The sequence below is a fragment of the Sphingomonas aracearum genome (assembly GCF_003345355.1).
Classification (GTDB): Bacteria; Pseudomonadota; Alphaproteobacteria; order Sphingomonadales; family Sphingomonadaceae; genus Sphingomonas; species Sphingomonas aracearum.
Window position 1 is genome coordinate 1,386,780 of the sequence record NZ_QQNB01000001.1, and the last position, 21,075, is coordinate 1,407,854.

The window sequence follows — 21,075 nt, forward strand, 5'->3', positions numbered from 1 at the left end:
GCGCGTTCGCCCGCGCTCAGATCCCGAAATTCTTCCACGGGCGATGGGGCAGGCGCAGTTCCTCGTCGCTGATCTGCGGCCCCGGCCGGTCATGCTCCACCCGGTAGAGCACGCTGGTGCCGTCCCGCCACAGCTCCGTCAGCCCGGCGGTCAGCTTTGGGTCGTAGCGCGGCGGCTCGATCAGCCAGACATAGTCGAAGGCGTCGCGCGGGAACCGCGCCAGCGCGCGATTGATTGGGCGCCACCATTCGCGCGGGCACCGCACCGCCGTCACCAGTTCGGACGGATCGTGCTGAAAGCCGCCCGCCGGCCGGTAGCGCGTGGTCAGGAGCTGCGCGCCCGCCATGGACCATTGGTCGTTCGAATAGGCCACCCGGCGGACGAGGGCCATCGCGGGCAGGTGCTCGAGCCGCGACATGGTCCATTGCGTGTGGCAGCTTTCGCCCACGAAGCTGACCAGCCGCGCGCCTTCGGGCACATGGTCCAGCGCGGCGAGGTTGCGCTGATATGCACGGTCGTACAGCCAGAAGCTGGTGGTGGTCGCCGCCATGCGCACGGCAAAAAACGAGAAGCCCGCCAACGCCAGCAGCGCCGCACCGCGCAGGGACATGCCCGCGCGCGGCCGGATCGCGATCACCGCGATGGCCACCATGAACGGCGCCAGGCGCATGTCGGCATAAGCGGAGCCGAACACGATGCGCGGCAACAGGATGAACACCGCCAGCAGGAAGAGCGCCGACAGGCCCAGGTTGCGCGAATATTCGATCCTGGGGTCGCGAAAGCCCCTGAACAGGATCAGGAACAGGATCGCGGCGCAGGCGATGTCGAACGCCTGCCACCGATCGCGCAGGATCATGGTCAGCCACGCCATCTTGCCCTGCCAGTTGAAATAGTCCGCGGTCTGCCCGGAAACATGCTCGCCCGAGCGCCACAGCACCATCAGCACCATCGGCAGCGCCAGCGGCAGACAGCCCAGCCCCGCGCGCACCCAGCTTTCGAACCAATGGCCGCTCTGCCGGTCCTTGCGGATGTCGTGCTGGCGGATCATCTCGGCCGAGAAGGCCAGCACGCCCAGCACGCCCCAGCCGAACGTGTGGCACACCCACAGCGCGCAGGAGACCGGCAGGAAGATCGCGGCCCGCAGCCCGATGCGCCCCTGCCGCGCCAGGCGCAGCCACAGCGCGAACAGGTTGAGCGCGAAGCCCATCGAGAGCGCGAAGTTGATGAAGCCGAAATGCAGCGGGAAGCTGTAGGCGATCGGCAGCGCGAACAGGGCGGTCGCCGGAATGCGGCCATGCACCTCGCGCGCGATCCACAACAGGCCGGTGACGATCATCGCCGGGATCGAGATCACGATCAGCTTGACGGCCAGTTCCAGGCCGAACACCGGCGCCAGCGGCTCGATCAGGAGGTCGATGCCGAGGTTGCCGATCAGCTGCCAGCGGAAATCGTACCAGTCCTTCAGCCAGGGATATTGGTCGAGCGACAGCTGCACGCGGTAGCGGCCCATATGGCCGGGCAGGTCGACGAGCGGCGGGATCTCCGGCTTGAGCAGCGGCACGATCGCCAGCAATGCGCACAAGGCGACGAACCAGCGCGTCTGCCACCAGTGAAGCTGTTCCCCCTGCATCCGCAGCGCCTTACCGCGCCCCGGTCCGCCGCGACAAGCCGGCTTGCACCGCGAATAGTCGCATTTGCGTGCCCGTGTCCGGCAGCGGCCGCAGCCAACCGGGCGCATTTCCCTCGCGCAGCCGCGTCGCCAGCGCGGCAGCGGGCAGCCGGCCGAGTTCGTCGAAGCTGTCCGCGCAGATCGCGACATGGGTGACGTGCCATTGCCCCGCGATCCCGCGCGCGTCCCCGTCCAGGAAGAAGCGGTACACCGCGTTGTTGCCAGCGTTGTTGCGGTGATAGGGCGCGCCGACCACCGCCAGGCGGCTGCCCGCCAGCGCATAGGCGCCAAGGTCGAGCGGCGCGAGCAATGTCCCCGCCCCCAGCCGGTGGAGCGCCGCCAGGGCCTCGGGCGAGGTGCATCCCGGCCGCGCCGCATCCACCGCCACCGGCGTCGCCCTGGCACCACGCGCGGGGGCGGGCACCACTGCCTGGGCGGCGATCGGGTAGAGCATGCCGGCCGAGCCGAGCCAGGCGGCGGCCATCCAGGCCGATCCCTTCGCCCGCGCCGCGGCGATCGCGGCGGCCAGTGCGGGCGCGGCCAGCAGCGCGCCGGCATAGGCGCCGCGCAACTGCGCGAGCGTCAAGGCCGCGCAGGCGATCTGCACGATCAGCAGCACGCCCCAGCGCGCGTCCCGCGTCCGCCGCCACTGCCACGCCCCGGCCGCGATCCCCGCCACCATCACGCCGGCATAGCCGATCGCCACGTCCAGCGGCGCCGACAGCAGCGGCTGCGCCTCCCCGACCCGCACCAGCCAGAGCTTCGCCAGCAGCGGGTCCACCGCGCCATAAGGAGCCAGGCACAGGGCCGATCCGTGCAGCACGCCCCAGCCGATCAGGCCGCAGACAATCGCCGCCAACCCGATCCGCGAGGCCGGACGCACCACGTCGCGCGCCGCCAGTGCGAGCAGAATGGGCGCAAACGCCCCGATCTGCGCACCGCGCCACGCGGTCGCGGTGAAGCCGTCGCACGCCGGATAGGTCCATTGCCAGGTGCGAAACACAATGCTGGCGGCGAGCAATCCGCTGCCCAGCGCGATGCCGAAGCCCATCAGCCGGTCCTCCGCGCCCGACCGGGCGCGCAGCCAGTCGATCGCCATGGCCACGCCTGCCGCCGCGATCAGCGGTGCGGTTTCGAGGCCAACCACCAGGCTGGCGGTTGCCGCAAAGCCGGCGTGGAGCCCTCGCCCGATCGTCGGCGGGGTCACCGACGTGCGGAGAACGACCAGCAACAGCACGCATTGCAGCCCGTGATGGTCGATGCGGCCGGGCAGGAACAGCGTGGTGGCCGGATAGGCGATCGCCGCCACCACCAGCGCGGTGCGCGCGATCGCACCACCGCCAAGGGTCCGCGCGATCGTCGCCACCAGGGCCAGCGCGGCGAACAGCAGCAGGGCCGGCCAGGCGATCACGGCCACGACCTGCGCGGCATGGCCGCCGATCAGCGGCCGCAACAGGACGATGATGGCCGCGGGTACGAGGTCCGGCAGCCGCGACCAGTGCATCGCCAGCCCGCCGCCCAGACGATGCTGGGAGAGGTCGGCAAAGGCCTGCCCGCCCAGCCAGTCGCGGATCTGCTGCAGCCGCACCGCATCGTCGGTGTCCGGCAGGCGCAGCGCCGCAAGATTGTGCCCGTCGCGAAAGGCCCAGACGAGGCACAACAGACAGGCAAGCGCCAGCGCGGCGACGACGTCCCCCTTCTGCTCCCGCGCCAGGCTCAGGCCGCTCATCCGGCGGGCCTAGCAGCGGGCAGTTAAGGAGCAGTTTGCAACCGCATCGTCACCCCGTCGCCCCCGGACCACCTCCGGCGCAACGGCGATGGGATCACCCCTCGCGGCGGCCCAGCAGGCGCAGGCGCAGCGCGTTCAGCTTGATAAAGCCGGCCGCATCGCGCTGGTCATAGGCGCCCTGATCGTCCTCGAAGGTGACGACCTTCTCCGAATAAAGCGAATATGGGCTCTTGCGGCCGGTGACGATCACCGAGCCCTTGTACAGCTTCAGCCGAACGGTGCCGGTCACCTTCTCCTGGCTGTGGTCGATCGCGGCCTGCAGCATCTCGCGCTCGGGCGAGAACCAGAAGCCGTTGTAGATCAGCTCGGCATAACGCGGCGCCAGCTCGTCCTTCAGGTGCGCGGCGCCGCGATCCAGCGTCAGCTGCTCGATCCCGCGATGCGCCAGATGGTAGATCGTGCCGCCCGGCGTCTCGTACATGCCGCGGCTCTTCATGCCGACGAAGCGGTTCTCGACCAGGTCGAGCCGGCCGATGCCGTGCTTGCGGCCGAGCTCGTTGAGCGCGGTCAAGAGCGTCGCCGGGCTCATGCCTTCCCCGTTCAGCGCCACGCCGTCGCCGCGCTCGAAATCGATGGTGATCGTCTCGGGCTGGTCCGGGGCGTCCTCCGGGTTCACCGTGCGCGAATAGACATAATCGGGCACCTCCTCCCACGGATCCTCCAGCACCTTGCCCTCGCTGGAGGTGTGCAGGAGGTTCGCATCGGTGGAAAAGGGCGATTCGCCGCGCTTGTCCCTGGGCACCGGGATCTGGTGCGCTTCGGCATATTCGATCAGCCGGGTGCGGCTGGTCAGATCCCACTCGCGCCACGGCGCGATCACCTTGATGTCCGGGTTGAGCGCATAATAGCCGAGTTCGAAGCGGACCTGGTCGTTGCCCTTGCCCGTCGCGCCGTGGCTCACCGCATCGGCGCCCACTGCCCTCGCAATCTCGATCTGGCGCTTGGCGATCAGCGGCCGGGCGATGGAGGTGCCGAGCAGGTACAGCCCCTCGTAGAGGGCGTTGGCGCGCATCATCGGGAACACGTAGTCGCGGACGAACTCCTCGCGCAGGTCGTCGATGAAGATATGCTCGGGCTTCACCCCCATCAGTTCGGCCTTGGCGCGCGCCGGCTCCAGCTCCTCGCCCTGGCCGAGGTCCGCGGTGAAGGTGACGACCTCGCAATTGTAGGTCTCGCGCAGCCACTTCAGGATCACGCTGGTGTCGAGGCCACCGGAATAGGCAAGGACGACACGGTTGATCTGATCGCTCACTGGCGAGGCTTCCTTCAACGGGGAGGAGGGGAATGGCGCGCCCGTAGTCCGCCCGGGCCTTGTGTGCAACCACTGGCGTTCAGTGCCCGTTTAGCGGCACTCGCCTAATCGGCCGATCCTGGATTTTCGGAGTATCTCCCATGCGCCCGCTGTTTCTTGCCCTTGCCGCCCTGCCCCTGATCGCCTCGCCCGCGCTTGCGCAGAAGAAGCCGGGTGCGAAGACGAGCGCGGCAGTCAGCCCGGCTGTGCAGGCGGAGTTCAAGAAGTCCGACACCAACAAGGACGGCTTTCTCAGCCGAACCGAGGTGGAGAGCCGCGTCGACCACATGGGCGCGCAGGGCAAGCAGTTCGGGCCCGGCATGGCCAAGGAACTGGCCGCCACCTGGTTCACCCGCGCCGATGCCAACAAGGACGGCAAGATCTCCATGTCCGAGATGCAGAAGCTGCTGCGCGCCACCGCGGCCAAATATGACACCAACGGCGACGGCGTGGTCAGCATGGAGGAGCGCGCCGCCGCCCGCGCCGCCGCCATCGCCGAAACGCGCGGCAACAAGCCGGTGAGCGGGCCGACGCGGTAAGCGGCTCTGCCGTTCGGCGCTCCCGCGCCGGCGGGAGAACCGGGAGGTTACCCCCTGAGTGCGCGTTCGCCCTCGATCATGTAGTCGCGGGTCAGCGGCAAGGCCGTGCGGTCGCGCGCGAACTGGATCTGGAAGTTCACCAGCGTGCCGTTCATGAACGAAACGTACGCCCCGGCCAGGTAGAAGGTCCACAACCGGAAGAACCGCTCGTCATAGAGCGCGACGATCGCGTCATGCGCGGCCACGGTGCGGTCGTACCAGGCCTTCAGCGTATAGGCGTAATGCAGCCGCAGCACTTCCACGTCCGTCACGAACCAGCGGATGAAGTTGTTGGCTTCCAGCGTTTCCGACAAGGACGGGATATAGCCGCCGGGAAAGATGTACTTGTCGGTGAACTTGTCGGTGAAGTCGGGCCCGTCGGCGCGGCCGATCGTGTGCAGCAGCATCACGCCGGTGGGGGTCAGCAGGTCGCGGCACTTGGCGAGATAGGTGCGGAAATTGGCGGCGCCGACATGCTCGAACATGCCGACGGAGACGATGCGGTCGAACGTGCCCGTCAGGTTGCGATAGTCGATCAGCTCGAAGCGCACCTTGTCCGCGACGCCCGCTTCCTGCGCCCGGCGCCGGGCGACCTTCAGCTGCTCCTCCGACAGGGTGATGCCGAGAACCTCGGCACCCGTCTTGGCATGGATGTAGAGCGCCATGCCGCCCCATCCACAGCCGATGTCGAGCACGCGCATGCCGGGCTCGATCGCCAGCTTGGCGACGATGTGCGCCTTTTTGTCTCCTTGCGCCTGCTCCAGGCTGTTGGCCGGATCGGTGTAATAAGCGCAGCTGTATTGCTTGTCGGCGTCCAGGAACAGGTCGTACAAACGGTCGGACAGGTCGTAATGATGCGCGACGTTGCGCTTCGAACGGGCGAGCTTGTTGCCGGTCAGGAACTTGTGGCGGAACTTGCCCATGACGCGGCGCCAGGGCTTGGCGGCCAGCGCGTTGCGGCCGTTTTCCCAGCGCGAGTTGGCGGTGGCGAGCATCAGCAGGTCGAGGATGTCGCCCTGCTCGATCGTCAGCCGGCCGTCCATGAACGCCTCGGCCACGCCCAGCCCGGGGTCGGCGACGATCGCCCGGTAGACGGCGGTCTCGTGGATGGTGAAGGCCACCGGCTTCAGGTCCGGATCGGGCGTGCCGAACGTGGCGATGCTGCCATCCGGCTTGGTGAGAGAGAGCTGGCCACGCTTGATGGCGCGGCTGAGGAACATGTCGATCAGCGCCATGCGCGGCAGCTAGCAACCCGGGCCGGTCGTTTCCAGTGCGTACCGGCGACGCACGCGTGATTGCAGCGCGCGTTCAGATGCCGGCATACCAGTCGTAGTCGACGTTATCCTCCCAATAGCCGCCCTTGCCCCTGCCGATGCCGGCAAGGCTGGCCACCGCGTCGATGCGCATCAGATATTTGGCGTGCTTGTAGCCGAGCTGCCGCTCCACCCGCAGGCGCAGCGGCGCGCCATGGCCGACGTCCAGCCAGCGGTCGTTGAGCGCATAGGCAAGGATCGTCTGGGGGTGGAATGCGTCCACCATGTCGATCGACTCGTAATAAGGCTCGCCGCGGTACAGGTCGGCGCAGGTGAACACGATGAAGCGCGCGTCCGTCCGCACGCCCGCCGCCTTCAGCACGCTGCCCAAAGTCGGCCCCTGCCATTTGCCGATCGCGCTCCACCCTTCCACGCAATCGTGCCGGGTGATCTGCGCCCGCTGCGGAAAGGCGCGCAGGTCGTCCATCGAGAGCGTCAGCGGCCGCGCGACCAGCCCGTTCACCGCCAGTCGCCAGTCGGCGAAGCGGTTCGCCGCCAGCGCCTGGTAGGCCGGCGTGCCCGGATCGCGCGTGCCGTTGGTGCGGAACACGGGGGACATCTGGTCGGCGCGGAACTCGAGCGCGAGCGCGGCGCGGTTCGTCAGCGCGCGCTGCAGGCCCTGGTTCATCTTCTCGCCGGAAAACAGGATGGTGCGGCCGGCCGGAGTGGCGGCGATCCGGTCGCATCCCGCCAGCAGGGCGAGCCCTCCCGTTCCGATCAGGCTGCGGCGCGAAAGGATCATTCCGGCACCCGCCACCAGCCGGTCACCATGGAGCGCACCTCGTTCCAGCTGCCCGCCAGGATCACCAGCGCAAGATGCACCACGGTGAAGCCGGTGATCGCCGCCGCGCACAGGAAGTGGATCGAGCGCGCCGATTGCCGCCCGCCCAGCAGGTCGAGCAGCCAGGGCCAGGCCGCATCCATGTTTGGCGACATGGCAAGGCCGGTCAGGATCATCAGCGGGAGCAGGACAAAGAGAACCGCGACATAGGAGAGCTTCTGGAAGATGTTGTACGCCCGCGGATCGGCGGGATCGTGGAAGCGCAGCGCCCAATGCTCCCGCACGTCATGCCACAGCATCCGCGGCGACAGCTCCCGCGCGCGCACCGTCAGGTCGCGGCGGAAGTGCCGGTTGGCGAGGCTCGCCGCCATGTACGCCAGCAGCCCGAAGCCGAGCACGAGCGCGAACAGCAGGTGCCAGCGCCGCGCGATCGCCAGGTTGTAGCTGGCCGGAATGGTGATCCAGCCGGGCCAGCGCGGGGTGGACAGCCACGGCCGGTCGAAATTGGCGCCATATGCGCCCCAATAGAGATGCGGATGCGCGTTGAGGATCATCAGCCCCGATCCGATCAGCACGATGATCGCCACCGCGTTCACCCAATGCCACAGCCGGGTCGTCAGGCGGTGGCGCTTGATGAGGGTGCCGGGCGGCGTCTCCATGCCGCGCACCCTAGCAGCGCCGGCCCCGCGGCGGTAGGTCTGGCGCCATGCACTTCTACGAGCCCCGCCACGGCCACCGGCTTCCCCACGATCCGCTCAACGCCATCGTCGCGCCGCGCCCGATCGGCTGGATCAGCACGCTCTCGGCGGCCTGCACGCGCAACCTTGCGCCCTATTCCTTCTTCAGCCTGTTCTCCTACACGCCGCCGATCGTCGGCTTTTCCTCGCTCGGGTGGAAGCATTCGGTGGCGAACATCGCGGAAACGGGCGAGTTCGTGTGGAATCTCGTCACCCGCGACCTGGCCGAGCCGATGAACGCCACGGCGACCATGCGCGCGGTGGACGAGTTCGCCGCGGCGAACCTCGAGGCGGCGCCCTCCACGCTGGTGGCGCCGCCGCGCGTCGCGGCTGCGCGCGCCGCGTTCGAATGCCGGCTCAGCCAGATGGTGCAGCTCACCGATGCGAGCGGCACCGAGTTGCCGCAATGGCTGGTGCTGGGCGAGGTGATCGGCATCCATCTCGACGAGGAGCTGCTGGAGAACGGCGTGTTCCAGACCGCCCGCGCCCGCCCGGTGACGCGGGGCGGCGGGCCGGCCGACTATTTCGAGATCACCGCCGACGCCCTGTTCCGCATGCGACGGCCGGCATAGGCGGCACCATGGTCGTCATCGGCTGCCTGTTCCTGGTCATCCTGCCGATCGTCGGGCTCGCGCTGGGCGGCTGGCTGGGCGGGCCGTCGGGCGCGCGCTGGGGCGCCGGGATCGGGCTGGGGGCGGCGCTGATCGTCTGCGGGCTGTCGGGCTATGCGCTCGCGCGGGTCGCCCGCCGCCGCTAGCCGTAGGCGCGGGCGAAGAACACGGCGGTGGTCGCCGCCGTCACCAGCAACGTCCAGGCGCGCACCGCGCCCGGCGGCAGCCGCCGTCCGACCTGCGCGCCGAACCAGCCGCCGATCGCGCCGCCGACCAGCATCGGCACCGCGGCAGGCCAGCGAACAAAGCCGCCCAGCACGAACACGACCGCCGCCGCGGCATTGGCGGTGGCGAGCAGGATCGTGCGCGGCGCGAACATCTGGCGCGGCGAGACGGCGGCCAGCAACCCGAACACCGCCGTCATCATCAGCCCGATGCCGCCCCCGAAATAACCCCCATAGACGCCCAGCAGCGCCTGCGCCGCGACCAGCGCCCTGGGGCCGATCGTCATCCGCGCATGGAGCCACGCCGATGCCTGCAACCCGAATGCCAGCGCCACCAGCGCGAACAGCAGGAGCCAGGGGATCACCAGGTCGAACACCCGCGTCGGCGTGACCACCAGCAGCACGCTGCCGGCCAGGCCGCCGACAAAGGTGATGCCCATCAGCACGGACAGGGGCACGCGCCCGACCGGCCCGGCCTCGTCGCGAAAGGCAAGCGCGCTGGCCGCCGCCCCCGGCAGCAGCGCAACGTTGGAGGTGGCGTTGGCGATGTTGGCCGGCAGGCCGATGGCGATCAGCGCCGGCAGGGTCGCAAAGGTGCCGCCGCCCGCCAGCGCGTTCATCGCCCCGCCGACCAGGCCGGCGGCGAACGGGAGCAGGAAGGAAGAAAGGGAGCCCATGCACCGGCCATCGCCTGTGGTCGCGCGCTTGTCGAGGCGCATGGCCCGCAAAAGGCGCATTTGCCGCGCGTTCGCGGCGCGGCGGTGGCAAGCTTCTGTAAAGCTTCGCCCTTTTAGATGGCGCGCGGGGGCCGAGGAAGCGAGGCGACGATGATTCGCAAGGGTTTGATGGCGGCTCCGGCCCTGCTGGCGCTCGGCGCCTGCGGCGGCGGCGACGGATCGGGAGGCGGCTCCTCCGGCGTGAACGTGGTGACGACGCCGCCGGCGGCAGCGCCCTCGCCCACTGCCACCACGACGCCCACGCCCTCGCCCACGGCAACCGCGACGCCGACACCCACGCCGGTGGGCACGCCGACGCCCGCGCCCGCCGGCTTTTCCGCGCAGGTCGCCGCGCTCTACGACGTCGCGCCCGATCCCGCGAACTGCCGCGCCGGCACGCTGAAGGCCTCGGTGAAGGCGGACGCGCTTGCCCGGCTCAACGCCATCCGCGCGCTGCACAATCTTTCCCCCGTCACCTATTCCGATGCCGAGGATGCGCAGGAAGCCGAATCGTCGCTGATGCAGGCGGTGAACCGCACGCTCAGCCACACGCCGCCGACCAGCTGGACCTGCTACTCCCCGGCGGGCGCCGCGGCGGCGGGCGCGAGCAACCTGATCGGCGGCTGGGGCAATGGCCTGGGCTATTCCACCGAGGACGATTACATGGCCACCTGGCTGAACGAGGGCGGCAGCGCCTCGATCGGCCACCGCCGCTGGCTGCTCAGCCCGTTTCTCGGCAAAATCTCGTACGGCCGCGTCGCCTATCAGAGCGCGAGCGGCGACCGGGTGAGCACCGCGTCGCTCCGGGTGTTCAACTTCGCCGCGGCACCGCCGCTGCCCGGCAGCGTGCCGAGCTTTGTCGCCTATCCGTTCAACGACTATCCGCAGCGTTACTTCCGCCCCGGCGACTATCTGTCGTTCAGCGCGGTTCCGTATGGCGGCGGCAGCTTCGGCGCGAACGCCAATGTCAGCTTCGCCCGCGCGACGATCACCGTCACCGGTCCATCCGGCGCGCTGCCGGTCACGGACGTGAGCTACGACAATGGCGGCTATGGCGTGGCCAACAGCGTGCAGTGGCGGGTGACGGGGCTTGCCCTCGGCACCAGCTACACCGTGCGGATCAGCGGCGTCACCGGCACCGCGCAGGCCGAGTACAGCTACACGTTCCGGATCAGCTGAGGCTCCGGGTCGACCTGTTCCCCGGCGAAGGCCGGGGTCCAGTTGAGAAGGCTGTTGTTGGCTGCCGCTGCGCTCCGTCCGCTCGGACATGCCAACTGGACCCCGGCCTCCGCCGGGGAACAGATCGGGTCAGCCGAGCGCGGCCTGCTTCTCCGCCGCCAGCCGATCGAGTTCGGCGCGCGATTTCTTCTCCGCGGCGGTCTTCAGCTGGCCACAGGCGGCGTCGATGTCGCGCCCGCGCGGGGTGCGGATCGGCGCGGAATAGCCGGCCTCGAAGATGATCTCGGAAAAGGCCCGGATGCGATCGGGCGTGGAGCATTCGTAGGGCGCACCGGGCCAGGGATTGAACGGAATGAGGTTCACCTTGGCCGGCAGCCTGTATTTCCTGATGAGCCGCACGAGCTCGCGCGCTTCGTCGTCGGAATCGTTCTTGTCGCGCAGCATCACATATTCGAAGGTGATCCGCCGGGCGTTGTTGGCGCCGGGATAATCGGCGCAGGCCTGCAACAGCTCCTCGATGCCGTATTTCTTGTTCAAGGGCACGATCTCGTCACGCACGTCCTTGGTCACCGCGTGCAGCGAGACGGCGAGGTTCACGCCGATCTCCTCGCCCGCGCGCGCCATCATCGGCACCACGCCCGAGGTGGACAGCGTGATGCGCCGCTTCGACAGCGCCAGCCCGTCGCCGTCCATAACGATGCCGAGCGCGCCCTTCACATGGTCGAAATTGTACAACGGCTCGCCCATGCCCATCATCACGATGTTGGTGAGCATGCGGCCTTCCGGCTGGCTCGGCCATTCCCCCAGCGCATCGCGCGCGAGCATCACCTGGCCGACGATCTCGGCCGGCACCAGGTTGCGCACGAGGCGCATCGTGCCGGTATGGCAGAAGCGGCAGTTCAGCGTACAGCCGACCTGGCTGGAGACGCACAGGGTGCCGCGATCGGCGTCCGGGATGAAAACCATCTCGTAATCCTGGCCGTCGTCGGTGCGCAGCAGCCATTTGCGCGTGCCGTCCGACGAGACCTGCGCCTCCACCACTTCCGGGCGGCTGATCGCGAAGCGCTGCTCCAGCCAGGGGCGCAGCTGCTTGGAGATGTCGGTCATCAGCGCAAAGTCGGTGACGCCGCGATTGTAGATCCAGTGCCACAGCTGCTTGGCGCGCAGCTTGGCCTGTTTCGGCTCCAGCTGCGCCGTTTCGAGCGCCAGGCGCAGCTCCTCGCGCGTGAGGCCGAGCAGGTCGACACGGCCGTCCTTGCGCATCGGCAGGGCGCGCGGCACGGGCACGGGATCGATGTGCCCGGGAATGGGCATGGGAGCGGCAGCGGTGTCGAGCATGACCCGCATATAGCCGATTTCGCGGCCGATTTCCAGAACGGCACCGGATCGGCGGCCCGTATCGTCGTCATGTCGCATTGCAGCAATGCAACTTGCGCCAGTCTGACACACAAGGCCGCCATGGAAGCCCGCGACGCCCACCGCTCGCCGGGAGACGCCGCCGATGATCCGCACCGCCCTTTTCCCGCTGCTGCTCGCCTTTGCGCCGCTGTCGATCGCCGCCGCGCCGGAAACGCTGGACGACGGGTTCGAGCAGGCGCAGCTCGTCGGCACGCTGCAGCTCCAGGGCGAGCTGTTCCATGTGCAGGGCGTGGAGATGCGCGGCGACCGCATCTGGGTCACCTCCGTCGACAACCGGCAGCACCGCGGCTTTCTCCACGAATTCGACCGCGCCGGGCACTTCCTGCGCCGGCTGGAGCTGACCGACGGCGCCCGTTACCATCCCGGCGGCTTGTCGGTGGCGGGCGGGTCGATCTGGGTGCCGGTGGCCGAGATGCGGCCCGACAGCTCGGCCGTGCTGGTGGAGATCGACGCGCAGAGCCTGGAGGTGCGCCGGCGCATCCGCGTGGCGGACCATCTCGGCTGCGTGGCCGCGTCGGGCCGTCATCTGGTTGCCGCCAATTGGGACAGCCGCCAGTTCTACGTGCTGGACCTTGCCGACAAGGAGCCGCTGCGGATCGTGCCGAACCCGTCGCCGACGCGCTTTCAGGACATGAAGTTCGTCGGCGACCGGCTGGTGGCGGGCGGCTATGTCAGCTGGGTGAGCGGGGCGGTGGAATGGCTCGACTGGCCGACCCTGCGGGTGCGGCGCACGCTGCGCGCCGGCGCGGTCGGCCCGGTGCGCCCCTTCGGCCGCGGCGGACCATTGACCGGCGAGGGCATGGCCGTGAACGGGCGCGACCTGTACGTGCTGCCGGAGGACGGCCCCAGCCGCCTGTTCCACTTCCGGCTGGACGAAACGGCCTGACCTACTTCCCCAGCGCGCAGTTGAGCGCCGCTGCATCGATCGCGGTGGCGGCGCCCTTCAGCGCATAGACGTCGGCAAACGGCTTTCCGCTCGCGCCCAGCGTTTCCACGCTCATCGACCGGCCGGATCGCATGGCGGCGACGATCGCGCGGTCGGTGGCGGGATCGGGCGCCCAGGCGTCGGCACGCGCGGAGAGCAGTTCGAAGCGGCGATCGCCGATCGACAGCGTCACCTTGGCCTTCAGGTCGCGCGGACGGCTGAGCCGCAGGTACAGCTGGTTGCGCGCGCCGCCCGCCCAGGTGGCGATGCTGGCAAAGGGGCGCCCCTGCCGCTCCGGGTCCTGCCCGCGCGGCTCGGCCACGGCGAAGCAGCGGCGGGGGGCGGTGTCGGCGAACGCCGCCCAGCCGGCATGCACGCCCAGCGCCGTGCGCGCCGCCAGCAGCAGGAGCGCCGCGACGCTCACGCCGGCGCCCGTCCTTCTCCGAGATACGCAACGCTCTCGCAACCGTTTTCCACCAGCACGATCGAGCCCTGCGGCAGCCCGCCGGCGATCGGCGCGGCGAACTCCGGATGCATGTCCGCGCCCGTCATCAGCCCGCGCAGCACGCGGCTGGTGATGCCGTGGCTGATGACCAGCCGGTCGCCGGCGTCCGCGTCGGTGTCGGCCAGCCACCCGCCGAGCCGCGCGGCGATCTGCCGGTAGCGTTCGCCATCGGGCGATTCGCGCAGCAGGCCGGTGGGCGCGACCACCGCCTCCTGCCCCAGTTCCTCGAACAGCTGCGGATAATATCGCCCGCCCCAGCTGCCGGTGCCGATCTCCACCAGCCGCGCGTCCGTGCGCGCCCGGTGCCAGTCCAGCTCGAGATGCTCGGCGATCACCGCCAGCGTCTGCAGCGCGCGGCCGGTCGGCGAGGCCCACAGGGCCAGCGCCGGGCGCGCGCCGAGCAACGCGCGCAGCGCCCGCCCCATCTCGTCCGCCTGGGCAAAGCCGGCGCGCGTCAGCGGCGTGTGCGGATGGTCGCCCTGCAGACGCCGGGCGGCGTTGAACACGGTTTCGCCGTGCCGGGCGATGAAATCGCGTCCCTGGCGCATGATGCCGCTCCCCTTTCCCGCGCATTGTCGCGCGCCGCTGCTCTTTCAACCCGCTGTGGCCCAAAAACAACGGTTTTCAGTGTTTAGGTGAGGTTCATGCAACGCGCGCGGCTTTCGTCCATTGGCACGATCCCGGCCTTGGAGGCGCGGGAACGATTGATGGAGTTTTCTATGCGTAAGCTTGTTCTCACCGCCGCCTCGGCTGCCCTTGCGATCGGCCTTGCCGCGCCCGCCATGGCACAGGACGCGCAGGGCCCGTTCACCGGCGCCCGCGTCGAAGCCGTGCTCGGCTATGACAGCATCAGCGACGGCCACGACCAGAGCTCCAGCTCGTCGGACGGCGTCACCTATGGCGGCGCGTTCGGCTATGACTGGCAGGTCGGCCGCCTGATCGTCGGCGCCGAAGGCGAGATCACCGGTTCGACGACCGACACGCGCACGGACAACCTGATCGCCAACGGCGACAGCTACCGCATGGATGCCGGCCGCGACCTCTATGCCGGCGTGCGCGTCGGCGCGGCGATCTCGCCGGTGGCGATGGTCTATGCCAAGGGCGGCTACACCAACGCCCGCGTGGACGAGGAGTACCGCGTCGGCTCGACCCGCACCACGGGTCACACGGACCTTGACGGTTTCCGCATCGGCGCCGGGCTCGAGTACAAGACCAGCGCCAACACCTATGTGAAGGGCGAGTACCGCTATTCGAACTATTCGGGCGGCGACAACGTCTATGACGTGGACGTGGATCGCCACCAGGTGGTCGCCGGCGTGGGCCTTCGCTTCTGACGAGTCGCTCCGTTCGATCTGGTGGCGCCGTCTTTTCGGACAGCATCCCGGCGGCGCCACCGTTCGGAAACGGAGGAGAAAGGGGGTCGCGGCGCGCTTGCCGCGGCCCTTTTTTTCGTTCAGTTAAGTTCCTGGCAACTGCGTGCTCGCGAGAGACCGTCGGAAAGGGTTGGGGCCGGCGGCCCCCGGGGGATTTGACGAGATGAAGGCCACCATCGAACGCGCCACCTTGCTGAAGGCGCTCAGCCACGTTCAGTCCGTGGTGGAGCGGCGCAACACCATTCCCATCCTGTCCAACGTGCTGATCGAGGCCGGCGAAGGCTCCATCAAGCTGATGGCGACCGATCTCGACCTGCAGATCAACGAAGGCGTCGCCGCCGCGGTGGACCAGCCCGGCGCCACCACCGTTTCCGCGCACACCCTGTTCGACATCGCCCGCAAGCTGCCCGAAGGCGCGCAGGTGCAGCTGTCCGCCGCGGAAGGCCGCATGGCGATCGTCGCCGGTCGCGCGCGCTTTTCGCTCGGCACGCTGCCGCGCGACGACTTCCCGGTGATCGCCGAGGGCGAGCTGCCGACCCAGTTCGAGCTGCCGGCCGAGACGCTGAAGCAGATCATCGACAAGACCCGCTTCGCCATCTCCACCGAGGAGACGCGCTATTATCTCAACGGCATCTTCTTCCACGTCGCCGAGGGTGTGCTCAAGGCGGCGGCGACCGACGGGCACCGGCTGGCGCGCGTGACGGTGGACCAGCCGCAGGGCGCCGAAGGCATGCCGGACGTGATCGTGCCGCGCAAATGCGTCGCCGAGTTGCGCAAGCTGCTGGACGAGGTGGACGGCTCGGTCGGCGTGTCGCTGTCGGGGACCAAGATCCGCTTCGATCTCGGCCAGGCGGTGCTCACCTCCAAGCTGATCGACGGCACCTTCCCCGATTACAGCCGCGTGATCCCGACCGGCAACGACAAGATCCTGAAGATCGACCCGCGCTCGTTCGCCGAGGGGGTGGACCGCGTGTCGACCATCGCCACCGAGAAGACCCGCGCGGTGAAGATGGGCCTCGATCGCGACAAGATCACGCTGTCCGTGACCAGCCCGGAAAACGGCACCGCGGCGGAGGAAGTGCCCGGCGAGTACGTGTCCGCGCCGTTCGAGATCGGCTTCAACAGCCGCTATCTGCTGGACATCCTCGGCCAGCTGGAGGGCGATGCGGTGGAAGTGCACCTCGCCGATGCCGCCGCGCCCACGCTGATCCGCGAGAACGACAAGGCGCCCGCGCTGTACGTTCTCATGCCGATGCGGGTCTGACCGGCCCTGTCCTCCCCGGCACGAGGAGGGGGACCAGCCGCAGGCTGGTGGAGGGGCGGCTCCACGAACGACCCCGTTTGCGGCAACGCCCGTACACCTTCCCTTTTCAGGGGAGGATAAGCCCGCCGGTCCGGCTCACTCCACCCGCCGCTCGATCACGAGGCGGCGGGGATGGTTGATGTACGGGAACAGCCACGGCCCCTGCAGCATCGCCACCTGTCGCCAGCGGCCGGGTTGCTCGGTCTTGGGCGTGAAAGCGCGTACCTGTACCTGCCCGATCCGCGCGGGCGCCTTGGTGATGCGGTTGTTCACGCCGGCCAGGATCGCCGGAAAGGCGATGCGGTCGCGATTGGCGGGGTCGATGTGCAGCCGCGCGTCCGGATGCGCCTTCAGCCAGGGCAGGATCAGCCGCGCATCGCGCTGGCGGTCGGGGGACAGCAGGATGGTGAGGCCACCGCAGACCAGCACCAGCGCCAGCGCGATCTGCCGCATGCGCTGCGCCGCACGGGTCGCCGCCGGGCCGTTCAGCAGCAGCGCCACCGCGATGCTCGCGGCATACAGCGCGACCAGATAGTAACGCGGCTGCGGACGCAGCGTCAGCACCCAGGTGACGATCAGGTAGCAGGCGATGGTGACGGCCAGCAGCCACGGCATCAGCCGCGCCGTCGCGCTGCCCCGTGCCGGCCGGGTGTGGCGCGAGAAGAACAACAGCGCCCAGGCGAAGAACAGCAGCGCGAATTCGGGCGCGGCGAAGAAGTTCATGATCGGATCGGTCAGCCAGAACAGCTTGATCGGCCCGGCCTGCGTCCAGCGCGAGGCAAGGTCCGGGTTCAGGAAAACGCGGCCGTGATAGACGCCGCCGGTCAGGTGCGCGCTGTAGATGCCGGTGTGGGCGCTGTCGACATGCAGCCGGTAGAGCGGGTCGCCGCTGCGCAGCCACAGCCAGCCATTGTCGATCAGGAGCGGCGGCAGGAAGCCGGCCACGAAGGCGAACGCCAGCGGCCAGCCCATCCGCCCGCGCCACCAGGCCACGGCATAGATCGGCAACAGGCATGCCGCGGTTTCGCGCGTCATGATCGCCAGCGCGATGAACAGGCCGGAGCCGGCCATCGCCAGCCCCGCCCCTCGTCCGCCGCCCCGCGCTTCCCAGAACAGCCAGCCGGAGATCGCGGCAAAGGCGAGTTCCACGATTTCCGGCCCGAGATTGGTCGCGCTCTGGTGCAAGGCCGGCGTGAACAGCGCCAGCAGCAGCCAGGTGCCCGCCGCGCGCAGGCCGGCGGCGCGCGCCATCATCACCGTGGAGAAGCTGACCAGCAGGTCGCCGTATAGGCGGGGCACCAGTTGCAGCGCCCACATGCTGACATCGAACTGCCTGAAGGACGCCACCAGCGACAGCACCAGCGGATGGCGCAGCGACCAGTGCGTGCGGCCCGGATGCGGCCCGTTCGTGATCCAGCGCAGTGCGGATTCCAGATACCGCTGCTCGTCCGACGAGCCGCCGAAATAGTTGGTCGGGCGGAAATGAAAGGAAAGGTCGGCGATCACCCAGGCACCCAGGGCAATGGCGATCAGCTGCAACGGGCCGAGCGCGGCACCCTTCGTCATTCCGGTTCTCACGGACGGGATTCTTGGCCGATCGGTGCGACCTTGCCTAGTCCCGCCGAAGTCGGCTTTGCGACAAGGTGTTTCTTCGCCGGGAAGGAGCGGCCCCCTCTGCGCTCCGCCCTCACCCCGGCGAAGGCAGCCTGTGCACAACTCGGCGCGGCTGCCCCGCCCATACGTCACCCCGGACCTGTTCCGGGGTCCATGGCTCGGCAAGAGTAACGACCGCCGCTCTTGCCGAGCCGTGGATGCCGGAACAGGTCCGGCATGACAGGATTTTTCGAGAGCGTCCCGCCTTTGCCAGGTGACAAGGAAAAATCGTGAGCGCTTCTGGCGGAAGCGTCGACCCCGGCGATTTGCGCCGGTGGCATGGCAGCGGCGATGCGCCTAGGGATGTGGCGATGCTTCGCCGTCTGGTGCTTACCGACTTTCGCAACCATGCCGATGCCGTGCTCGCGCCGGGCGCCGGCTTTGTGGTGCTGGCCGGGGAGAATGGGGCGGGGAAGACCAACGTGCTGGAAGCGGTTTCCCTGCTGGCACCGGGCAAGGGCCTGCGCCGTGCGGCCCTGTCGGAAATGGCGCGGCAGGGCGGCGCGGGGGGTTTCGGCATCGCGGCCACGGTGGCAGACGATGTGGAGCTCGCAACCGGCGCGGCGGCGGCTGCGCCCGAGCGGCGTCTGGTGCGCATCCAGGGCGCGCCCGCGGCCGCAACGGCGCTGGCCGAATGGCTCACCGTCCTGTGGCTGACCCCGGCGATGGACCGCCTGTTCGTGGAGGCGCCGGGCGAGCGGCGGCGCTTTCTCGACCGGCTGACGCTGGCGCTGGCGCCGTCCCATGCCACCCATGCCAGCCGCTACGAGGCGGCGATGCGCGCGCGCAACCGCCTGCTGACGGAAGAGGCGCCTGCCGACCCGCACTGGCTCGCCGCGCTGGAGGCGCAGATGGCGGAGCACGGCGCCGCCATCGACCAGGCGCGCCGCGAGACGGTGGCGGCGCTCGCCGCCCGGCTCGCCGACACGCCCGAGGGACCGTTCGCGCGCGCCGGCCTGAAGCTGGAAGGCTGGACCGGCGGCGGCGAGACGCTGGCCGCCGACCTCGCCCGCGGCCGCGCGCGCGATGCCGCCGCAGGGCGCGCGCTGGCCGGGCCGCACCGCAGCGACCTGGCGGTCACCCATCTCGGCAAGAACCAGCCGGCCGCGCTCGGCTCCACCGGCGAGCAGAAGGCGCTGCTGCTCGGGCTCGTCCTCGCCCATGCCGATCTGGTGGCGGAACGCACCGAACGCGCGCCGGTCCTGTTGCTGGACGAGGTCGCCGCGCATCTCGACCCCGCCCGCCGCGCCGCGCTGTACCAACGGCTCGCGGGAAAGGGCCAGGTGTGGATGACCGGCACCGAGCCGGCGCTGTTCGACGGGCTGCCGGGCGAGACGACCCGTTATGCGGTGGAGGAGGGACGGATCGAAGGCGACACCGCCTGAAGCGATGCTGCTCCGCGCCGCCAATTCCGGCTTACCCGTCCGCTCATGGGGAACGCGGACGGCCAGCTTCGCGGTAGGTCGAGGCTACACCGCCGCTGGGTCGTTCTTGCAGTTCGCGAACCCGGCCTTCACCTGCCTGGCAGTCCACAAGCCCTTCCGCGACATCGAGACAAGCAGCGCGGACGTCGCATTGTAACTGGGGGCGGATGCATCGCCGGGACGAGCAAGCCCCTTGTCGCGAAAGCATAGTCGCAGGAAGCGGGGACCGGCCGATATCACATCGAAGCGCATCATCCAGCTTTCGTCCTCGCGGAACAGGCTCGCTCCACGGCCGGCCTTCCTGATCCTGACGAAGCCGTAATCCGCGAACGTCGCCTTGCCGGGCAGGCGTCGAGGACCGACCGAATTGGGGAAACTCGTCAGGTCCAACCTTCTGATGACCTGCTGTACCTGCTCACCTCCGGTTGGCGCAGCCATTGACGCGCCAGCCGCGACAAGCGCCGCCCATGCGGCCAAGACCATCATCCTCATGACCGCGATCCTTTACCCAGCCGGACGGTGACCGGCAGAGACAGGCGACACCAGCGTCCGCGCACAAGCAAGGTCTATTTCAACTCGAACCGCCGCAAGTGGGCGTACGCGGACGCCAGATGACGTGTGGCTCTCGTCGCCTCACGCAAATGCCGGTGCCTGGCGCAGCTGCTGGTAGGCGGCGATCACCTTCTGCAAATGGCCTTCATGGCTGCGGTCGCCGCCGTTGCGATCCGGATGATATTTCCGCACCAGTTCCGAATAGCGCTTGCGCAGTGCCGAGCGGTCGGCATCGGCGGGCAGATCGAGCACGCGCAGGCTCTCCCGGTCCTGCCCCGACAGGGGCTTGCCGTCCTTGCGTTCCGGAGCGGTCTCGCGGCGGAAGCGCGCGCTGATCGCGTCCAGCGGATCGGAGAAGTCGGACCAGCGCGGCGGGCGATCGGCGCCACCGGAGGCGAAGGCGCGCGTTTCGCGCTCCCAGCCGGCGAACGGGCGCTGCGCGGCGTGGATCTCCTCCGCGCTCATGCCGTTGAAGAAATTGTACCGGTTGTTGAACGCGCGGACGTGCTCCAGGCAGAACCAGCGATAGGCGCCCGGCCCGTCGCTGCCGCCGCGCGGCCCTTCCAGCAAGGGCGCACGAAATTCGCCCGATTCCTCGCAGCCAGGCTCGCTGCACACTCTGCCCGTTCCTTCGACCCGCCCATGAAACCGGGTGTTGGGCCTGTCTTTGCCGTCTGTCCGCGCCACGCGGCTCCCCATTCCAAGTGAAACGGTCCATATAGGGTCGATGACCGACACCGCCACCGTGCCCGCCCCCCCTTTCCTCGGCCAGATCATCACCGCCCGTCTCACCGAAGCGCTCGCGCCGACGCATCTGGAGGTGGTGAACGACAGCCACCATCATGCCGGCCACAGCGGCGACGACGGCACGGGCGAATCGCACTGGACCGTGGTTGTGGAAAGCCCGCGCTTCTCCGGCCTGTCGCGCGTTGCGCGTCAGCGGCTGGTCAATGGCGCGCTGGCGGACCTGCTGGCCACCCGCATCCACGCGCTGGCGATCCGCGCCCGCGCACCGGGCGAATGAAACGGGGGA

Annotated in this window: 22 protein-coding genes; 9 read left to right on the plus strand and 13 right to left on the minus strand. The window is 69.2% G+C overall.

The features are described 5' to 3' along the window. Window positions 1–16 precede the first annotated feature (16 nt). The 3 genes from DVW87_RS06580 to DVW87_RS06590 form a co-directional block, all read right to left on the minus strand. Window positions 17–1,630: a hypothetical protein gene (locus DVW87_RS06580; protein WP_114686868.1), complete on the minus strand. Its 1,614-nt coding sequence runs from the start codon at window positions 1,628–1,630 to the stop codon at window positions 17–19. Between the two features lie 10 nt (window positions 1,631–1,640). Further along, complete coding sequence (locus tag DVW87_RS06585; protein ID WP_114686869.1) at window positions 1,641–3,398, minus strand: hypothetical protein; 1,758 nt, start codon at window positions 3,396–3,398, stop codon at window positions 1,641–1,643. A 94-nt stretch (window positions 3,399–3,492) separates the two neighbouring features. Continuing rightward, a complete protein-coding gene (locus DVW87_RS06590; RefSeq protein ID WP_114686870.1) occupies window positions 3,493–4,710 on the minus strand; it encodes an argininosuccinate synthase in 1,218 nt (405 codons plus the stop codon). Window positions 4,711–4,850: 140 nt separating this feature from the next. Between DVW87_RS06590 and DVW87_RS06595 the strand changes: the two genes are divergently transcribed. Next, window positions 4,851–5,288, plus strand: a complete 438-nt coding sequence (locus DVW87_RS06595; RefSeq protein WP_114686871.1) for an EF-hand domain-containing protein — start codon at window positions 4,851–4,853, stop codon at window positions 5,286–5,288. A gap of 47 nt (window positions 5,289–5,335) precedes the next feature. Here the strand turns inward: DVW87_RS06595 and DVW87_RS06600 are convergent, their stop codons facing one another. From DVW87_RS06600 to DVW87_RS06610, 3 genes are all read right to left on the minus strand, one after another. Next, complete coding sequence (locus DVW87_RS06600; RefSeq protein ID WP_114686872.1) at window positions 5,336–6,562, minus strand: SAM-dependent methyltransferase; 1,227 nt, start codon at window positions 6,560–6,562, stop codon at window positions 5,336–5,338. Between the two features lie 73 nt (window positions 6,563–6,635). Next, window positions 6,636–7,382: a molybdopterin-dependent oxidoreductase gene (locus DVW87_RS06605; RefSeq protein ID WP_114686873.1), complete on the minus strand. Its 747-nt coding sequence runs from the start codon at window positions 7,380–7,382 to the stop codon at window positions 6,636–6,638. Beyond that, window positions 7,379–8,080: a cytochrome b/b6 domain-containing protein gene (locus DVW87_RS06610; protein ID WP_114686874.1), complete on the minus strand. Its 702-nt coding sequence runs from the start codon at window positions 8,078–8,080 to the stop codon at window positions 7,379–7,381. The genes DVW87_RS06605 and DVW87_RS06610 overlap by 4 nt, the downstream gene beginning before the upstream one ends. Window positions 8,081–8,127: 47 nt before the next feature. Here DVW87_RS06610 and DVW87_RS06615 point away from each other — a divergent pair, with 47 nt between their 5' ends. Both DVW87_RS06615 and DVW87_RS18050 read left to right on the plus strand, forming a co-directional pair. Then, the gene (locus DVW87_RS06615; protein WP_114686875.1) at window positions 8,128–8,730 is read left to right on the plus strand and encodes a flavin reductase family protein; all 603 of its coding nucleotides are present in this window, start codon (window positions 8,128–8,130) and stop codon (window positions 8,728–8,730) included. 8 nt (window positions 8,731–8,738) lie between these two features. Continuing rightward, on the plus strand, window positions 8,739–8,915 hold the full coding sequence (locus DVW87_RS18050) for a hypothetical protein (RefSeq protein WP_181814737.1): 177 nt from the start codon (window positions 8,739–8,741) through the stop codon (window positions 8,913–8,915). Here the strand turns inward: DVW87_RS18050 and DVW87_RS06620 are convergent. Beyond that, entirely contained in the window at window positions 8,912–9,670 is a 759-nt protein-coding gene (locus DVW87_RS06620) for a sulfite exporter TauE/SafE family protein (protein WP_114687121.1), read from the minus strand. The genes DVW87_RS18050 and DVW87_RS06620 overlap by 4 nt on opposite strands. A gap of 150 nt (window positions 9,671–9,820) precedes the next feature. On the opposite strand from DVW87_RS06620, the gene DVW87_RS06630 reads away from it, so the two are divergent. Next, window positions 9,821–10,888: a CAP domain-containing protein gene (locus DVW87_RS06630; RefSeq protein ID WP_147276224.1), complete on the plus strand. Its 1,068-nt coding sequence runs from the start codon at window positions 9,821–9,823 to the stop codon at window positions 10,886–10,888. A 129-nt stretch (window positions 10,889–11,017) separates the two neighbouring features. Here DVW87_RS06630 and rlmN read toward each other — a convergent pair whose 3' ends face one another. After that, window positions 11,018–12,202: a dual-specificity RNA methyltransferase RlmN gene (gene rlmN, locus DVW87_RS06635; protein ID WP_114687122.1), complete on the minus strand. Its 1,185-nt coding sequence runs from the start codon at window positions 12,200–12,202 to the stop codon at window positions 11,018–11,020. A gap of 187 nt (window positions 12,203–12,389) precedes the next feature. On the opposite strand from rlmN, the gene DVW87_RS06640 reads away from it, so the two are divergent. Beyond that, window positions 12,390–13,193 (plus strand): DUF6454 family protein, encoded by an 804-nt coding sequence (locus tag DVW87_RS06640; RefSeq protein WP_114686878.1) that lies wholly within the window; start codon window positions 12,390–12,392, stop codon window positions 13,191–13,193. A gap of 1 nt (window position 13,194) precedes the next feature. Here the strand turns inward: DVW87_RS06640 and DVW87_RS06645 are convergent, their stop codons facing one another. Then, a complete protein-coding gene (locus tag DVW87_RS06645; RefSeq protein ID WP_114686879.1) occupies window positions 13,195–13,656 on the minus strand; it encodes an invasion associated locus B family protein in 462 nt (153 codons plus the stop codon). Beyond that, window positions 13,653–14,285 (minus strand): histidine phosphatase family protein, encoded by a 633-nt coding sequence (locus tag DVW87_RS06650; RefSeq protein ID WP_114686880.1) that lies wholly within the window; start codon window positions 14,283–14,285, stop codon window positions 13,653–13,655. The genes DVW87_RS06645 and DVW87_RS06650 overlap by 4 nt, the downstream gene beginning before the upstream one ends. 171 nt (window positions 14,286–14,456) lie before the next feature. On the opposite strand from DVW87_RS06650, the gene DVW87_RS06655 reads away from it, so the two are divergent. Both DVW87_RS06655 and dnaN read left to right on the plus strand, forming a co-directional pair. Continuing rightward, the gene (locus DVW87_RS06655; RefSeq protein ID WP_114686881.1) at window positions 14,457–15,071 is read left to right on the plus strand and encodes an outer membrane protein; all 615 of its coding nucleotides are present in this window, start codon (window positions 14,457–14,459) and stop codon (window positions 15,069–15,071) included. Window positions 15,072–15,273: 202 nt separating this feature from the next. Then, a complete protein-coding gene (gene dnaN / locus DVW87_RS06660; RefSeq protein ID WP_114686882.1) occupies window positions 15,274–16,374 on the plus strand; it encodes a DNA polymerase III subunit beta in 1,101 nt (366 codons plus the stop codon). 135 nt (window positions 16,375–16,509) lie between these two features. Here dnaN and DVW87_RS06665 read toward each other — a convergent pair whose 3' ends face one another. Then, the gene (locus DVW87_RS06665; protein WP_114686883.1) at window positions 16,510–17,979 is read right to left on the minus strand and encodes a glycosyltransferase family 39 protein; all 1,470 of its coding nucleotides are present in this window, start codon (window positions 17,977–17,979) and stop codon (window positions 16,510–16,512) included. A 398-nt stretch (window positions 17,980–18,377) separates the two neighbouring features. Here DVW87_RS06665 and recF point away from each other — a divergent pair, with 398 nt between their 5' ends. Beyond that, window positions 18,378–19,451, plus strand: coding sequence for a DNA replication/repair protein RecF (recF, locus tag DVW87_RS06670; RefSeq protein ID WP_114686884.1), 1,074 nt, complete (start codon window positions 18,378–18,380; stop codon window positions 19,449–19,451). Between the two features lie 84 nt (window positions 19,452–19,535). Here recF and DVW87_RS06675 read toward each other — a convergent pair whose 3' ends face one another. Next, entirely contained in the window at window positions 19,536–19,982 is a 447-nt protein-coding gene (locus DVW87_RS06675) for a pesticin immunity protein (RefSeq protein WP_114686885.1), read from the minus strand. Between the two features lie 141 nt (window positions 19,983–20,123). Then, window positions 20,124–20,741 (minus strand): J domain-containing protein, encoded by a 618-nt coding sequence (locus tag DVW87_RS06680; protein ID WP_181814738.1) that lies wholly within the window; start codon window positions 20,739–20,741, stop codon window positions 20,124–20,126. 28 nt (window positions 20,742–20,769) lie between these two features. On the opposite strand from DVW87_RS06680, the gene DVW87_RS06685 reads away from it, so the two are divergent. Then, a complete protein-coding gene (locus DVW87_RS06685) occupies window positions 20,770–21,066 on the plus strand; it encodes a BolA family protein (protein WP_114686886.1) in 297 nt (98 codons plus the stop codon). Window positions 21,067–21,075: the final 9 nt, after the last annotated feature.

What these genes read in the sequence shown, in the direction of transcription:
- DVW87_RS06685 (WP_114686886.1), top strand. Translation starts at nt 20,770, where the DNA reads ATGACCGACACCGCCACCGTGCCCGCCCCCCCTTTCCTCGGCCAGATC.
- DVW87_RS06610 (WP_114686874.1), bottom strand. Translation starts at nt 8,080, where the DNA reads ATGGAGACGCCGCCCGGCACCCTCATCAAGCGCCACCGCCTGACGACC.
- DVW87_RS06580 (WP_114686868.1), bottom strand. Translation starts at nt 1,630, where the DNA reads ATGCAGGGGGAACAGCTTCACTGGTGGCAGACGCGCTGGTTCGTCGCC.
- DVW87_RS06600 (WP_114686872.1), bottom strand. Translation starts at nt 6,562, where the DNA reads ATGGCGCTGATCGACATGTTCCTCAGCCGCGCCATCAAGCGTGGCCAG.
- dnaN (WP_114686882.1), top strand. Translation starts at nt 15,274, where the DNA reads ATGAAGGCCACCATCGAACGCGCCACCTTGCTGAAGGCGCTCAGCCAC.
- DVW87_RS06620 (WP_114687121.1), bottom strand. Translation starts at nt 9,670, where the DNA reads ATGGGCTCCCTTTCTTCCTTCCTGCTCCCGTTCGCCGCCGGCCTGGTC.
- DVW87_RS06605 (WP_114686873.1), bottom strand. Translation starts at nt 7,382, where the DNA reads ATGATCCTTTCGCGCCGCAGCCTGATCGGAACGGGAGGGCTCGCCCTG.
- DVW87_RS18050 (WP_181814737.1), top strand. Translation starts at nt 8,739, where the DNA reads ATGGTCGTCATCGGCTGCCTGTTCCTGGTCATCCTGCCGATCGTCGGG.
- recF (WP_114686884.1), top strand. Translation starts at nt 18,378, where the DNA reads ATGCTTCGCCGTCTGGTGCTTACCGACTTTCGCAACCATGCCGATGCC.
- DVW87_RS06630 (WP_147276224.1), top strand. Translation starts at nt 9,821, where the DNA reads ATGATTCGCAAGGGTTTGATGGCGGCTCCGGCCCTGCTGGCGCTCGGC.
- DVW87_RS06595 (WP_114686871.1), top strand. Translation starts at nt 4,851, where the DNA reads ATGCGCCCGCTGTTTCTTGCCCTTGCCGCCCTGCCCCTGATCGCCTCG.
- DVW87_RS06585 (WP_114686869.1), bottom strand. Translation starts at nt 3,398, where the DNA reads ATGAGCGGCCTGAGCCTGGCGCGGGAGCAGAAGGGGGACGTCGTCGCC.
- DVW87_RS06655 (WP_114686881.1), top strand. Translation starts at nt 14,457, where the DNA reads ATGCGTAAGCTTGTTCTCACCGCCGCCTCGGCTGCCCTTGCGATCGGC.
- rlmN (WP_114687122.1), bottom strand. Translation starts at nt 12,202, where the DNA reads ATGCCCATTCCCGGGCACATCGATCCCGTGCCCGTGCCGCGCGCCCTG.
- DVW87_RS06680 (WP_181814738.1), bottom strand. Translation starts at nt 20,741, where the DNA reads ATGGGGAGCCGCGTGGCGCGGACAGACGGCAAAGACAGGCCCAACACC.
- DVW87_RS06615 (WP_114686875.1), top strand. Translation starts at nt 8,128, where the DNA reads ATGCACTTCTACGAGCCCCGCCACGGCCACCGGCTTCCCCACGATCCG.
- DVW87_RS06650 (WP_114686880.1), bottom strand. Translation starts at nt 14,285, where the DNA reads ATGCGCCAGGGACGCGATTTCATCGCCCGGCACGGCGAAACCGTGTTC.
- DVW87_RS06675 (WP_114686885.1), bottom strand. Translation starts at nt 19,982, where the DNA reads ATGAGGATGATGGTCTTGGCCGCATGGGCGGCGCTTGTCGCGGCTGGC.
- DVW87_RS06640 (WP_114686878.1), top strand. Translation starts at nt 12,390, where the DNA reads ATGATCCGCACCGCCCTTTTCCCGCTGCTGCTCGCCTTTGCGCCGCTG.
- DVW87_RS06665 (WP_114686883.1), bottom strand. Translation starts at nt 17,979, where the DNA reads ATGACGAAGGGTGCCGCGCTCGGCCCGTTGCAGCTGATCGCCATTGCC.